Origin of the sequence: Hyphomonas atlantica corrig. (assembly GCF_000682715.1) — a bacterium.
Lineage (GTDB): Bacteria > Pseudomonadota > Alphaproteobacteria > Caulobacterales > Hyphomonadaceae > Hyphomonas > Hyphomonas atlantica.
In genome coordinates this window covers 1-13810 of sequence record NZ_AWFH01000012.1, presented here as the reverse complement: position 1 = coordinate 13810, position 13810 = coordinate 1, and the positions used below count along the sequence as shown (strand labels likewise).

The window sequence follows — 13810 nt, the reverse complement described above, 5'->3', positions numbered from 1 at the left end:
GCATGGCAGTCTACACCCAAGTATCCGATGACGCGCTGGCCGCGTTCCTCGATGAATATGACCTCGGCAAGGCCCTCTCTTTCAAGGGCATTGCCGAGGGCGTCGAGAATTCGAACTATTATCTCGAAACGACATCAGGGCGCTTCATCCTGACCCTGTTTGAAAAGCGCGTGAACGCCGATGATCTGCCCTATTTCATCGGCCTGAAACAGCACTTGTCCGCCAAGGGCTTCCCCTGCCCGCAGCCAATCATGGCGCGCGATGGCAAGGCCCTGCGCACGCTGGAAGGTCGCCCGGCGGTGATCGTTTCCTTCCTTGAAGGGCTCAGCCCGAAACGCCCCAGCCCGGCCCAGTGTCGCGGGCTCGGCGAAGGTCTCGCTCGGATGCATGTGGCGCTCTCGGATTTTCCGATGACGCGCGACAACAGTCTTGGACCGGCCGCATGGCCACATCTCTGGCAGGGCCAGTCCGAAGAAGCCGCCAAACTGCAAGCCAGCCTGCCGGACCTGATCGATGAGGCCCTTGCCGATATCGCAGAGGCGAAACCGCAGAGCCTCACCCTGCCGCGTGGCACCATCCATGCAGACCTCTTCCCGGACAACGCATTTTTCCTCGGCGAGGATTTCTCCGGTATCATTGATTTCTATTTCGCCTGCACGGATGCGCTGGCCTATGATCTCGCCATCTGCCTGAACGCCTGGGCCTTTGACGACAATCCGGGGCGTGGTGCGATCGACTTCAATTATTCCAAGGGCGCAAATCTGATTGCGGGCTATGAAAGCGTGCGCCCGCTGGAGCCTGCTGAGCGGGACGCCCTGCCCCTGCTGGCCCGCGGCGCGGCCTTGCGCTTTTTCCTGACCCGGATGGTGGACTGGACGTCGACGCCCGAAGGTGCCCTCGTAAAGCCCAAAAATCCCCTCGAATATGCCGGTCGCCTCGCCTTCCATCGCAAGGTGACGAATGCGGAAGGCTATGGTGCATGACAGTTGGACGACGAAAATGGGTGACCCTGATCAGCGCCGCGCTGGTCGCACCCATCTTCGCCGCCACCCTCACCGCGACTGTCCTCGCCTTCGTCATGTTTCCTGAACTGATCTTCCAGACGGAAATCACCTCCGGCGTTTATCGTCAGGCGACCCTTCGAGAGATGGCTACCAGCCTTGTCGGGTTCAGCTTCGTCGGCCTGTTCCTCGGCATCATGCTTGGCTGGCCGGCAATGTTCATCGGTGGACTATCACTGCACACTTTTTTCCTCCGCAGGCGAATGACCAGCGTCATGACATACGGATTGGCAGGGCTTGTGGCCGGTACATTGGTTATGCTCGCCTACTTCATGGTCACAGGTGGCTGGCGAACCCCAATGACCGTGCTGCAGATGGGCCCGGCCCTGGTATCGGGGCCGATCACCGGACTCCTGTCAGCAAGCATATTCTGGCTGATCCGACGCCCGGATCGGATACTGCATCCATGAGTGAAGCCGACACCCAAACGCCACGAACGACCGCCGCCTATGCGACAGGATATGGCCCCGGAAAGATCCGCCGCGTGAAGCTGGGCCTGTTCTTGGCGTCCCTCGCCGCCTGTTTCAGCGTTACGCTGATTGGTCTTGGTGTCGTGGCCGTTTTCAGCCTGCTTGAAGATATAGGCCTCGTATCCGGATACAATGCGTCGCCTTCCGGCTTTATGATGGGCATCCAGATGGCCAGCCTGATGGCCCTGTTCAATTTCATTCTCTTTTTCATCACCGTTCCGGCAGCGTGGCTGGCCATGGGCCTGTCCATTGGTCGGTTCCCGCATCGGGGCATCAAGCGTCGCGCGCCCTATCTGCGCTGGGCCAGCATCTGGGGCGCGTTGCTCGTCGGCGGAACGACAGGGGGATTCGGCATCTCATCCTCCCCGCTCACCGGGCTTGGCGCAGTCCTGACCGGCGGATGCATCGGCGCGCTGGCCGGCCTGCTCTGCGGCCTGTTGTTTCTCGCCATCGTGCGCCCGGCTGAACAGCTCCACGCGGCCGATATCAGCGTCTTCTGACGCTTGACGGTTTCGCCAAAGCCCCTCACCTGAAAGCCATGACTGATCTGATCGAAATCTGGACTGATGGCGCGTGCAGCGGCAATCCCGGCCCTGGCGGCTGGGGCGCACTGCTTGTCGCGGGCGAGAACCGCAAGGAACTCTGGGGCGGAGACAAGGCCACCACCAACAACCGTATGGAAATGCTGGCCGTGATCGAAGCGCTCAACGCGCTCAAGAAGCCCTCAAAGGTCACCCTGCATGTTGATTCCACCTATGTGAAAGACGGCCTGACCAAATGGATTCATGGCTGGAAGCGCAACGGATGGAAAACCGCCGCCAAAAAGCCGGTCAAGAACCAGGACCTATGGATGGCAATGGACGAAGCCTGCCAGCGCCACGACATCACCTGGAAATGGGTGAAAGGGCACGCGGGCGATCCGGGCAATGAAAAGGCTGATGAGCTTGCCCGCCGCGGCACAGAGGAAGCCCGCGGGCGCTAGACAGTCCCGGCACGGTATATCACAGAAAAAGGGCCAATCGGTAATTTTACCGGCTGGCCCTTTTCAGTTCGCAGATTCTATTGACGATCAGGACGCCGCACAGGCACCTGTTTCTTTGTTCAGCGCACGGCGCACTGTGTCAATATAGCTGCCCGTGGTCTCGAAGCCATCGCGCGTAACGCCATAGGTCGGGCTGCTGCCATCTTCGATGAAATCGGCCATCAGGCGGCCCGCAGCCTCTTCCAGATGAAGGTCGTTTTCCGCGCGGATGTCGGACACGACCTGGGACACTTTCAGGATCGTTGCCTGAGCGTCTTCAGTCTTGTTGGCGAGCAGTGTCGCATAGCAACCGCAATAGACTTCGATCGTGTCGCCATCCTCTGCAAGGTCTTCCACAATCTCCGGATCCCCGGCCAGCATGGTGTTGCAGACCTTGGCGGCTTTACTGTCAGCAGGGCTTCCCACACCGCATGCGGCGAGGGCGAGACAGGCGCTGGCGAACAGGGGGAGTCGGATCATGTGGATTTCCTTCAGATTGGATCAGGCCGGAACCTTGCCTGACAGCATGCCCGCCAGACGATTGGAGATGATGTCCTCGGCTTCTTTCATGATTCGGTCGATGAGTTCCTTACAGGTCGGAATGTCGTGGATCAGACCGGCCACCATGCCGCATGACCATGCGCCGGCGTCCATCTCGCCTTCCTTCATGATGCGCGGGTAAACGCCCGCAACTTCCTCGATGATGTCCTCGAATTTCAGGTCGGCGCCGAGGGCGCGTTCCTTCTCCAGCAGGCGCTCGACCGCCGCATTGGTCAGCACGCGTTCCGTGTTGCGCAGCGGACGCATGACGAGACGCGTGTCCAGTTCGGAGGCTGCCACGATTGCGTCTTTGACATTCTGGTGCACAGGCGCCTCCTTCGTCGCGATGAAGCGCGTACCCATATTCATGCCGGATGCGCCCATCGCAAGCGACGCAACAAGGCTGCGGCCATCCGCCTGGCCACCGGACGAAACGAACGGAATTTCCAGCTCATCCGCCGCGCGCGGCAACAGGATCATGTTCGGAATGTCGTCTTCGCCAGGGTGTCCACCACACTCGAATCCGTCGACCGACACAGCATCACAGCCAATCGATTGGGCCTTCAGCGCGTGGCGCACGGCGGTGCATTTGTGGATCACCTTCACGCCGGCATCCTTCAGGACAGGCAAAACCTGCGCCGGGTTGTTCCCTGCCGTTTCGACGACTTTCACGCCGCCTTCGATGATGGCCTTGATATAGCCCGGATAGTCCGGCGTGTTCACGGTTGGCAGGAAGGTGACATTCACGCCAATCGGCTTGTCCGTCATATCCCGGCACCGCGCGATCTCATTGGCGAGGTCGGCAGGTGTTTTCTGCGTGAGGGCGGTGATCACGCCCAGACCGCCAGCGTTCGACACGGCGGCTGCCATTTCGGCAAACCCGACATAATGCATGCCGCCCTGGATGATCGGATGCTCGATTCCGAACATTTCGGTGATGGCAGTCTTCATGGCATATCCTCCTTGTTTCCGGCCTATCCTTGGCGGAATGAGGTCGCGGAAACAAGGCTGACATTGGGGAAAGAGCCGCTAGCCGACAGGCGACCAGGACTTCTTCGGACGCGACCGGCGCTTCTGCCCACCACCCTGGTGCGAGCCGGATTGGCCGGACTCTGCACGCGCAGCTGGACGATTGCCGCCATTGCGGTCACCGCCGGGCTTGCCACCGCTCTTGCGGGGGCCTTTGCCACCGCCAGAACGCGCGCGATTTTGCGACTGGCCGCCCTGACGACGCCCAGCGCCCTGACCGCCGCGGCCTTGGCCACCCCTGCCCCGGCTCTGCTTGGTATGCGGGCCCGGCTCTTCCGGCAGCGACAGGTCCAGCGCCATGTCTTCCGGCAGGTCAATCCGGTCAATCTTGCGGCCGATCAGCTTTTCGATGTCACGCAGGTAGCCGCGCTCATCATTGCCAACGAAGGACAGCGCGATGCCACTGCGCCCGGCGCGGGCCGTGCGACCAATGCGGTGGACATAGGATTCCGGCAGGTTCGGCATGTCCATGTTCACAACATGACTGACGCCATCAATGTCGATGCCCCGCGCGGCGATGTCTGTAGCCACCAGGATCGGGGCCTTGCCGCTCTTGAACGCGTTCAGCGCGCGAATACGCTGGTTCTGGCTCTTGTTGCCGTGAATTGCCTCGGCATAGAGGCCCTCATTGGCAAGGAAGCGCACGACCTTGTCAGCGCCATGCTTTGTGCGCGTGAACACGATGGCGCGGTCCATATCGTCGACAGACAGGACTTCCGCCAGAAGGCGCGGCTTGGCCGTGCCCTGCACCATGTAAACGGCCTGATCGATCTTCTCGGCAGGCTTGGAGACGGTCGCTACCGTCACTTCGGCCGGATCGCGCAGGAAGTCGTTCGCCAGCGCGCGGATTTCCTTCGGCATCGTGGCGGAAAACAGCAATGTCTGACGGCGCACCGGAATGGCCTTCATCACTTTGCGGATCGCCGGCAGGAAGCCCATGTCCATCATCTGGTCGGCTTCATCCAGCACAACGGCTTCGGTGCCGCTCAGCTTCACGGCGCCGGTTTCCATATGATCCAGCAGGCGTCCCGGCGTTGCCACCAGCACGTCCACGCCGCGCGCCAGCGCGCGCACCTGGCCGCCGGGCTTCACGCCGCCGACGACAATCGTGGTGCTCAGTTTCATTTCCTTGCCATAGATGCGAACACTTTCCGCAATCTGCGCGGCAAGTTCACGCGTTGGCGCAAGGATCAGGATGCGGGCGGATTTCGCTTGCGGGCGTCCCGGATTGGCAGCAAGGCGGCTCAGCAGCGGCAGCACGAAGGCCGCCGTCTTTCCCGTGCCAGTCTGCGCGATGCCAACAAGGTCGCGCCCTTCCAGCAGGGTTGGAATGGATTGCGCCTGAATTGGGGTCGGCTTGGTGTATCCCTCAACGGCAATTGCCTTGAGGATCGGCTCGGCCAGGCCGAGTTCGGTAAACTGTGTCAAATCAATACTTTCATATGCGGGCGCCGAGCGGACTCAACAGTCCGCGCGCCCAGTTAGGCTTTAAGTTTTAGGAAGCCTGCTTTTGATCGGCATCCCGGTGTGTTGCGCACTCGACGCGGCACCGGAAAAGGTAACGATCAATGCGAGAGCAGCAGCGTTTCGCCCTGCTGAGGCGGCATATGGCATGCATTGGCCGCATCTCCAAACTTTATTGTCTGTATCAGAGTGTCCAGCGTGCTCCGCGTGGTATATCGGCAACAAGGCTCTTCGCCGCCACCATGAACACACGCTCCTGTCCTAGGGCGAACGCCATCGCCCCTTCCGGAAAGATCGGCGCAAAGGCCTTGTCCAGCACATTCAGCCCGCCGGTAAACGCGCCCATGGCCGGCATCACCAGTCGCGCGCCATCACTGGCGAAACAGCGCCGACGCACCGAACGTCCCCGCCCGATAATCTTTGCTGCGGGGTGCAAATGCCCGGCGATCTCGCCCAGCTCGCCTGTCGGCTCATGGCGGAAGACGAGCGGGCCAATGCGCAGCACCTTGCTGGCACGGCCGCCCAGATGCGCTGGCGGGTCCGGATCGTGGTTGCCCTCTACCCAGACCCAGTCATGCGCCGAGGTCAGCGCCTGAATGCGGCGCGCATAGTCTTCCGGCAGCCGCAACTCCGCCGCGCGATCATGGAAACTGTCGCCAAGGGAGATCACGGTCTTCGGCTTCAGCAGCGCGCAAAGCCGCTCAACCAGCGAGAGCGTCGCCGCCGTGTCATAGGGCGGCAACAACTGGCCCCGCGCCGCAAACGCGCTGCCTTTCTCGAAGTGCAGGTCCGACACGACCAGCACCCGCTCCGCCGCCCACCACAACGCCCCTTCCGGCAGCGGCGTCAGCAACTCCCCGGCCAGATGCAGATGTGTTTCAGAGGGCTTCTTCGCAGCGGCTGTCATGACAATAGAATTGGACGCGTCGACCGGGCCCGTCAATCTGAGGAAACCATGATCGGTGCCAGCCGCTGCAGCGCCGGGAAAATCACCTTTCTTTACATGCATTTAAACATATTTCCCTAGGCTGTTCCTCACGCAAAACAACAAAACAAGCGTGGTGGGTCATTCGACATGACAGAAATTGCAGCCCCCTGGACCGATGCCCTCGGCAGCGCGCAGCGACTGAGTGGCTGGATATTCGGCCTGCTGCCTTTTGGCCCTGGCGACCGCACGCACTGGACAGGCCTTGTCGCCTTCCTGCTCATCGGCACATCTCTCTGGGCCATCAATCGCAAATCACTTCGTGAGGAAGGTTTCAGCGGCCTCGTCAACTATCTGGTCCCTTCCCATATCTATTTTTCCCGATCATCGCTTGTCGATGCCAAGGTCTTCCTGGCAAATCACCTGTTTGATCCGCTCCGCCTGATACTGTCGCGCGGTCTGCGGCTGCTGATCGTCGTGAATGTTGCGCACTTTGTCAGTTCAGGCGTACACGGCAATTCTGCAGACGGCACGCTGTCTTTCCCAATGCTGTTGTTGGCTGCACTCCTCGCAGCTCTGGCGAGCGACTTCGCCTATTATGTCAATCACCGCTTTCATCACGAGAACCGTATCCTGTGGCCCTTTCACAAGCTGCATCACAGTGCAGAACACCTCACACTGCTGACGGCCAAGCGCAATCATCCGGTATTCGATTTCCTGCTCACATTTTTCAACGCCATTTGTATCGGGCCCGTGATTGGAGTCATATATGGTCTCTTTGGCATGTATGACGTTGCCACCCTGTTCGGTCTGAGCGTCGTCTTCATCGCCTTCAACTTTGCAGGCGGGGCCTTGCGCCACTCACACATCTGGCTCGATTTCGGACCGGTTCTGGATCACATTTTCATCAGCCCGGCCCAGCATCAGATCCACCACTCCATGGCCCCACGCCATCACGACAAGAATTACGGACTTGTCTTCGCTGTCTGGGACTGGATGTTTGGTACACTGTACGTCCCCAAGAGGCGCGAGACACTGCAGTTTGGTGTTGCCGACCGGGCCGGCCGTCCGGAACCCCAGACCCACACATCACTGGTCACGGCCTACGCGGTTCCGTTTGTCGAAGCCGCTCAGGCCGCTCGTTCCCCCGCCCGCCCAGTCGCAGGAGTCCTGACCGAATGACTCGCGGCTTCTCCATTTACCTGGATATAATCCGCTTCCTTGCCGCGCTGGTCGTGTTGGCTTCCCACATCGGCTACTATCGGTTCACACAGGGCAACATGCAGTGGATCCGGGACCTGAATTTGGGCAGTGACGCCGTGGTCCTGTTCTTTGTCCTGTCCGGTTTCGTGATCGCCTATACGACTTTCGCCCGCAATCGCGGCGCTGCGGTGTACGCAGAAGCCCGCCTTGCCCGTCTGTACTCAGTCATCATTCCAGCACTCGTCTTCACTTTCGTGATCGACACGCTGGGCGCACAATTGATGCCACATGCCTACGAAGGGTGGTGGTACAATGCCGAGGACCCGGCTGGGCAAGTGTTCCGGGCCCTTACTTTCACAACCCATGCCTGGTTTGACAATATTCGCGTCGGCACAAACGGACCTTTCTGGTCGGTTGCTTATGAAGCCTGGTACTATGCCGGCTTCGGCGTCGCCGTGTTCTGCCGTGGTCGTACGCGTATTCTGCTCCTCAGCCTGATGGCACTCATCGTCGGCCCGTCTGTGCTGCTGCTGGCGCCTTGCTGGGTTCTGGGCGTCGTTTTGCAACAATTCGTTCAGCGCGGACATGCCACGAAACTGTCACTGCCAATGGGTTGGCTTCTCGCAATCACGCCCTGGATTCTATATGCCGGCGCGTTGGCACTTGACCTACCTGACCGTCTGTTGAGTGCAACCTTCGTGCTGCTCGGACAAGACTCACGGCCCTATGATGTGTTGGGCTTTTCCGACGAATTTCTCTGGAACACCCTTCTCGCAGTCTTGATGTCCCTACATTTCTTGGGCGTCTACCGACTTGCCAGTGAGGCGAACTGGATCGGCGCCCGTATGGAAGCCATTGTGCGATGGTGTTCAGGCGCAACCTTCTCATTATACTTGTTTCATTATCCGATTCTGACCTTCCTGCACGGCCTGCCGGGCTATGACGGGGTGAACACAGTACACGTCATCGTTATGACAATCGTCACGCTTGTCGCATGTTTCCTGCTCGCGGAGATTTCCGAACGACGCCTTGGGCACTGGAAGCGGATAACCCGAAACATCTTTGAGCGAATAGCCTCCCTCAAACTTCGGACATCTCCGATCTAGTCATCCCATCGCATCGCGCACCAGGTCGGCCTCGGCCTCGCCCAGGAGCGCATCTTGCACCGACTCCCCGGACACCGGCTCCTTGCCGATCTCCAGCATGACCGGCACAGCGAAGGGGCTGATCTTCTTCAGGGCCTGATGGTCGATCTTGCCGCGAATGCGCACCAGGGCATCTGACAGGCGGCGCACATCCAGCAGGCCCGTCGCCGCATCCTGACGGGCGGCCTGCAGCAGAATGTGATCCGGCTCATGACTGCGCAGCACGTCATAGATGAGATCAGAGGAAAAGCTGACCTGCCGGGAATTCTTTTCTTTGCCCGGAAGGTTCCGGTGGATGAGGCCGGAAATCTGTGCGCACTGGCCGAAGGTCCGTTTCATCAGCGCGCTCTCGTCCAGCCAGCTTTCCAGATCATCCCCCATCATGTCCGGATGGAAGAGGGCCTCCATGTCGATACCGGACATATCCTCCATCCCCCAGACCGCCATGGCGTATTCGCTGGCCACAAATCCGGTCGGCTTGGCGCCCATCCGTTCCAGCCGCCGGGTCAGCAACATGCCCAGCGTCTGGTGTGCCAGCCGCCCTTCAAACGGATAGCAGACCAGATAGAAACGCCCGCCGCGTGGGAAGGTCTCGACAAGCAGATGGTCCGGTGGCGGAATTTCGGATTTCAGCTTCTGGATCTCGAACCATTCCCGCACGGGGTCTGGCAGCCCCTCCCATTGAGAAGGATCGTGAATCATATGGCGCACACGCTCTGCCAGAAACGTCGTCAGCGGGAACTTGCCACCATTGTAGGAAGGAATGGCTGGCTGCTCGCTCACCGCCCGCACCACCAGCGCGTCCATGCCGTCCACGCCGACCAGCCGCAGCACTTCGCCCGCAAACAGGAACGTATCTCCCGGCGTGAGGGTAGAGAGGAAATATTCCTCCATCTCGCCCAGCTTCAGGCTGGCGCGTACGGCCCGTTTCTCTCCCGGCTTTTCCTTGCCAATAAAGTTCGCCAGCCGCACCGACAGCATGGGAGATTCCACAATCGCCCCGACATTCATCCGGTGCGCCTGCGCGTCTCGCGCCGTCCGTGCCACCCATACGCCGTCCGGCCGCCGCACGATCCGGTGGAACCGGTCATAGGTTTTCAGCGCATAGCCACCGCTCGCCACGAAATCGACAATCCGCTCATAGGTTTCCCAGTACAGATTCTGATAGGGCGCCGCACGGATTATCTCGTCATACAGCTCCTCCAGCTGGAACCCGTCGCCACAGGCACGTCCCATGACGTGCTGGGCCAGTATGTCGAGCGCGCCCTCGCGGATTCCCTCCCCGTCGATCTCGCCCGCTTCGACGGCTGCCTCTGCCGCGCGGCATTCCAACACCTCAAACCGGTTCGTTGGCACAAGGACAGCCCGGCTCGCCTCATCCATCCGGTGATTGGCGCGGCCGATGCGCTGGATGAGGCGCGCAGCCCCTTTCGGTGCGCCCATCTGGATCACCAGATCCACCTCGCCCCAGTCAATGCCAAGATCCAATGTGGATGTACACACCACCGCCTTCAGCAAGCCCGCCGCCATCGCAGCCTCGACCTTTGTGCGCTGTTCCCGCGCCAGAGAGCCGTGATGCAGCGCAATAGGCAAACCATCTTCATTTACGCGCCATAGCTCCTGAAACATCAGTTCGGCCTGGCTGCGCGTATTCACGAACACCAGCGTCATCGTCGCGCGCTTGATCGCGTCGTATACGTCGGGCACGGCGAACCGCCCCGAATGGCCCGACCATGGGATTCGCTGCTGGGAGATCAGAATGTCGACATCGGCGGACACGCCCCCGTCCGCCGTCAGGATACGAACATTCCCGCTCCCTCCTCCCCCGCTTGCGGGGGAGGTGCCCGAAGGGCGGAGGGGGGTCTTTGCGCCACCCGCCCCCTCCGACCGCTGCGCGCCCACCTCCCCCGCAAGCGGGGGAGGACCATTCCGAACATCCAGCCAGTCCGCCAATGTCTGCGGCTCGCGCACCGTCGCAGACAGACCGAGAAACCGGCACGCCGGCGCCCAACTCGCCAGCGTCGCAAGGCCCAGCGCCAAAAGGTCCCCCCGCTTCGACGCGGCCATTGCGTGAATCTCGTCCACGATCACGCATTTCAGATCCGCGAAGAATTCCCTGGCATGATCGGAGGCGATAAACAGCGCCAATTGTTCCGGTGTGGTCAGCAGGATGTCCGGCGGAGTCCGCCTTTGCCGCTGGCGCACATGGCTGGGCGTGTCTCCGGTCCGGCTCTCGATCTTGATGTTTAGCCCCATCTCTTCGACGGGGCCCATCAGATTGCGCTGAACATCGGCTGCCAGCGCCTTCAGCGGGGAGATGTATAGCGTGTGCAAGGCGGGCCGGTCAGAGTTTGCCGCCCGCTTGCGTTCACTCAGTTCAATCAGGCTGCCCAGAAAGCCCGCCAGCGTCTTGCCGCCACCGGTTGGCGCAATCAGTAGCGCGCTTTCGCCTTTCAGGGATTGCTCCGCCAGTGCCAGCTGGTGCGGCCGCGCTTTCCAGCCGCGTCCGGCGAACCAGGCCTCAAACGGTTCTGGCAAGAAGAATGGAGAAACGGCGGAATCAGCCATGATTGAAATTAAAATCTCGCAAGAATTGCAGTATTTGGCTTTCTTTCACTATGCGTTCAGCTTGGCTCAGGCCAAACCTATTTTTCAGAGAACCAATATGAGGCCCGCCATGTTCCGCTCCCTTGCTGTGTCTGCCAGTCTGATCGCGCTGGCGGCTCCTGCCCTTGCCCAATCCCCTCTGGAACAAGCGCTCGCCGCGTCTGCGGAGGGCCCGCTCTATGCGTTTGACCTGACGCTTTCCGCCGGAGAGGTCGACGCGCTCATGCGGGTAGACCCAAGCCAGCCGGAAGGCGAGCGTCTCAGCGTGATTTCACCTGAACCTGAAGACTGGAGCGAGGACTTCGCCAAGCGGGTCGAGAACATGAAAGCCAATACAGATGGCGAAATCTGGTGCCAGGATTTTGCCGAGAACATTCCCGTCGCAGATGCGACGCTTGTCAGTGAGACAGACACCACCGCCACCTACAGCTTCAGACCGCAGCCCGGCGCAGAGCCAGATGACATGGACAAGATCTACAAGCACCTCATCGGAAAAGTCGTCGTGGACAAGACCGCGCCCGGCATTCTCAATTACGAGATGATGGCGGAGAAGCCGTTCAAGCCGATGCCGGTCGCAAAGATCAAGCAGTTCGAGATGAAAGTCGCGTGTGACCGTGCCCCCGATGGCCGCACCCATGTCGCCAGCCTTGATGTCACCGTCGAAGGCTCTGCCATGATGAAAAGCTTCAGCCAGTCCGACCGTCAGATCATCTCGAACCTGACACCGATCCCGAACTCCGGAACCGGCTCCAGATAGGCGCTATTCCTCGAGGCCGTACTTTTCGAGAATCTCTGCCCGGATGGCATCCTTCGCGCGGTCTGAGCGGGCCCGGCGCGCGTCGATCGTCGCCTGGATTTCCAACTCGATCTGCTCGCGCTGGGCTGCCTCTTCCGCCCGGGCATCGTCCGCCGCCTGAAGGCTGAGCAGCACGTCCCGCGTAAACGCATTGATATCAAACCGCGCACCGCCGATCACATCATAGCCGCGCCGTACGATCACGGCATTCATGCTCGGCACGATCACGACATACTGGCCGCGATTGCCCGCCATGTAATAAGTGCCGGCCGGGATGCCCTCGGCATCATTCATCAGCCAGAATTGCGCACCATAGCCTGCGCCGCTCAGCGGCTGGGCCGGTCCGGGGGACGAAACAAATTCCACCCAGCCTTCCGGCAGCAGGCGCTCATTGCCCCACATGCCATCCTGCAGATAGAGCTGGCCGATCCGCGCAAGATCGCGCGCTGTCGACCAGACCTGGCTGGACGAGATGAAATCGCCGTTCCAGTCCACTTCCAGCGTCGTGTGCACCGCGCCGATCTTGTGCAGCAATTTCTCATACGGGAAACGATGATAGGAATCATCCGTGCCAAGAGACTCGCGGAAGGACCGCATGGCGATCAGCGTGTCATTGTTGGAATATTTGAACCGCGTGCCCGGCTTCACTTCCATCACCTTGGACGCCGCCTGGTCCACGACGCGCCCGCCGCCGAAATAGATGCGGTCCGTGCGCGACCCCGTCTCGCCACTATCGAGGCCGCTGGCCATCTGCAACAGGTCGCGCAGCGTGATTTCACGGCGCGGGTCTGCGCCATTGTTCCAGTCAGCGATCACCGCCGGATAATCCAGATCAATATGCCCGTTGCGACGCGCCGCGCCCAGAATGGTCGCCGTGATGGATTTCGCGACCGACCATGTCCGCTGCGGCGTTTCATGGTCGATGCCGCGGGCATAGCGTTCGGCCACAACCTGCCCATCCTTCACCACGACCACAGCGCTCGTGCGCGTGCCATTGCCGTAGGAGCGTTCGTCAAAGGCGAACGAGACCGGCGCTTCCAGCCGTTCGGCCTCTTCGATGCGCAGCTGCACTTTCACGTTCGAGCCGATGGCGCTGCCCCGGTCTTCGCCTGAAAACTCCGGCCAGGCGGCAAAGCGCGGCAGGAAGTTCAGCGCGCCCTCTTCTGCGCCCACAGGCAGCTGCGTGCAGCCAAAGCCGGGGCGCCAGGCTGCAATGCGCGGCGGCATGCTGGTCGAATAGGTGACGGACACCGTCTTGCGCGCGGCATCAATCACCGCATCCGGCAGCTTGTCGAAACTGCGCTGGTAATCAGGATAAATGCCGGACAGTTCATTCTGGCGGATCTCTGCGGGCGTCTGGCCGGCGGTGAACAGGGCCGAACAGGTGAAGCTCGCCTTGTAGCCCGCGGCCAGCGCATCCTCCAGCGCTCGCGTCGTGCCGCCTTCCTCTGCGATGGCGGGCATGGCCACGGCGGCCAAGGCGGACAGGGATACAAGACACTTCCGGACTGCGCGCATGCGTGATTCTCCTCTGGATCGGCCCGATCTT

General features: G+C 60.8%; 13 protein-coding genes. 7 read left to right on the top strand and 6 right to left on the bottom strand.

All coding sequences use genetic code 11. The features are described from left to right. Positions 1-2: 2 nt before the first annotated feature. Genes HY36_RS07415 through rnhA form a run of 4 tightly spaced genes read left to right on the top strand, consistent with a single transcriptional unit; the run spans position 3 to position 2513 of the window. A complete protein-coding gene (locus tag HY36_RS07415; RefSeq protein ID WP_035550672.1) occupies positions 3-983 on the top strand; it encodes a homoserine kinase in 981 nt (326 codons plus the stop codon). Beyond that, complete coding sequence (locus HY36_RS07410; RefSeq protein WP_035550670.1) at positions 980-1471, top strand: hypothetical protein; 492 nt, start codon at positions 980-982, stop codon at positions 1469-1471. Before HY36_RS07415 ends, HY36_RS07410 begins: the two co-directional genes overlap by 4 nt. Then, positions 1468-2031 (top strand): hypothetical protein, encoded by a 564-nt coding sequence (locus tag HY36_RS07405; protein ID WP_035550669.1) that lies wholly within the window; start codon positions 1468-1470, stop codon positions 2029-2031. Before HY36_RS07410 ends, HY36_RS07405 begins: the two co-directional genes overlap by 4 nt. A 38-nt stretch (positions 2032-2069) precedes the next feature. Beyond that, entirely contained in the window at positions 2070-2513 is a 444-nt protein-coding gene (gene rnhA, locus HY36_RS07400; protein WP_035550666.1) for a ribonuclease HI, read from the top strand. 87 nt (positions 2514-2600) lie between these two features. Here rnhA and HY36_RS07395 read toward each other — a convergent pair whose 3' ends face one another. The 4 genes from HY36_RS07395 to pdeM form a co-directional block, all read right to left on the bottom strand. Further along, positions 2601-3032 (bottom strand): hypothetical protein, encoded by a 432-nt coding sequence (locus tag HY36_RS07395; RefSeq protein ID WP_035550663.1) that lies wholly within the window; start codon positions 3030-3032, stop codon positions 2601-2603. A 21-nt stretch (positions 3033-3053) separates the two neighbouring features. After that, on the bottom strand, positions 3054-4043 hold the full coding sequence (locus HY36_RS07390) for an NAD(P)H-dependent flavin oxidoreductase (RefSeq protein ID WP_035550660.1): 990 nt from the start codon (positions 4041-4043) through the stop codon (positions 3054-3056). 78 nt (positions 4044-4121) lie between these two features. After that, complete coding sequence (locus tag HY36_RS07385; protein WP_035550657.1) at positions 4122-5549, bottom strand: DEAD/DEAH box helicase; 1428 nt, start codon at positions 5547-5549, stop codon at positions 4122-4124. A 220-nt stretch (positions 5550-5769) separates the two neighbouring features. Further along, positions 5770-6492, bottom strand: coding sequence for a ligase-associated DNA damage response endonuclease PdeM (gene pdeM / locus HY36_RS07380; protein WP_035551255.1), 723 nt, complete (start codon positions 6490-6492; stop codon positions 5770-5772). A 168-nt stretch (positions 6493-6660) separates the two neighbouring features. Between pdeM and HY36_RS07375 the strand changes: the two genes are divergently transcribed. Both HY36_RS07375 and HY36_RS07370 read left to right on the top strand, forming a co-directional pair. Beyond that, entirely contained in the window at positions 6661-7692 is a 1032-nt protein-coding gene (locus HY36_RS07375) for a sterol desaturase family protein (RefSeq protein ID WP_051602607.1), read from the top strand. Beyond that, positions 7689-8819 (top strand): acyltransferase family protein, encoded by a 1131-nt coding sequence (locus HY36_RS07370; protein WP_035550654.1) that lies wholly within the window; start codon positions 7689-7691, stop codon positions 8817-8819. The genes HY36_RS07375 and HY36_RS07370 overlap by 4 nt, the downstream gene beginning before the upstream one ends. Here the strand turns inward: HY36_RS07370 and HY36_RS07365 are convergent, their stop codons facing one another. Next, entirely contained in the window at positions 8820-11426 is a 2607-nt protein-coding gene (locus tag HY36_RS07365; RefSeq protein ID WP_035550651.1) for a ligase-associated DNA damage response DEXH box helicase, read from the bottom strand. 109 nt (positions 11427-11535) lie between these two features. Between HY36_RS07365 and HY36_RS07360 the strand changes: the two genes are divergently transcribed. Beyond that, on the top strand, positions 11536-12222 hold the full coding sequence (locus HY36_RS07360) for a hypothetical protein (protein ID WP_155841782.1): 687 nt from the start codon (positions 11536-11538) through the stop codon (positions 12220-12222). 3 nt (positions 12223-12225) lie between these two features. On the opposite strand, the gene HY36_RS07355 is transcribed toward HY36_RS07360, so the two are convergent. After that, positions 12226-13779, bottom strand: a complete 1554-nt coding sequence (locus tag HY36_RS07355; RefSeq protein WP_081806093.1) for a serine hydrolase domain-containing protein — start codon at positions 13777-13779, stop codon at positions 12226-12228. Positions 13780-13810: the final 31 nt, after the last annotated feature.

Bases quoted from the DNA above. Each gene is read 5' to 3' on its own strand.
- HY36_RS07415 (WP_035550672.1), top strand. From the start codon at position 3: ATGGCAGTCTACACCCAAGTATCCGATGACGCGCTGGCCGCGTTCCTC.
- HY36_RS07410 (WP_035550670.1), top strand. From the start codon at position 980: ATGACAGTTGGACGACGAAAATGGGTGACCCTGATCAGCGCCGCGCTG.
- HY36_RS07405 (WP_035550669.1), top strand. From the start codon at position 1,468: ATGAGTGAAGCCGACACCCAAACGCCACGAACGACCGCCGCCTATGCG.
- rnhA (WP_035550666.1), top strand. From the start codon at position 2,070: ATGACTGATCTGATCGAAATCTGGACTGATGGCGCGTGCAGCGGCAAT.
- HY36_RS07395 (WP_035550663.1), bottom strand. From the start codon at position 3,032: ATGATCCGACTCCCCCTGTTCGCCAGCGCCTGTCTCGCCCTCGCCGCA.
- HY36_RS07390 (WP_035550660.1), bottom strand. From the start codon at position 4,043: ATGAAGACTGCCATCACCGAAATGTTCGGAATCGAGCATCCGATCATC.
- pdeM (WP_035551255.1), bottom strand. From the start codon at position 6,492: ATGACAGCCGCTGCGAAGAAGCCCTCTGAAACACATCTGCATCTGGCC.
- HY36_RS07375 (WP_051602607.1), top strand. From the start codon at position 6,661: ATGACAGAAATTGCAGCCCCCTGGACCGATGCCCTCGGCAGCGCGCAG.
- HY36_RS07370 (WP_035550654.1), top strand. From the start codon at position 7,689: ATGACTCGCGGCTTCTCCATTTACCTGGATATAATCCGCTTCCTTGCC.
- HY36_RS07365 (WP_035550651.1), bottom strand. From the start codon at position 11,426: ATGGCTGATTCCGCCGTTTCTCCATTCTTCTTGCCAGAACCGTTTGAG.
- HY36_RS07360 (WP_155841782.1), top strand. From the start codon at position 11,536: ATGTTCCGCTCCCTTGCTGTGTCTGCCAGTCTGATCGCGCTGGCGGCT.
- HY36_RS07355 (WP_081806093.1), bottom strand. From the start codon at position 13,779: ATGCGCGCAGTCCGGAAGTGTCTTGTATCCCTGTCCGCCTTGGCCGCC.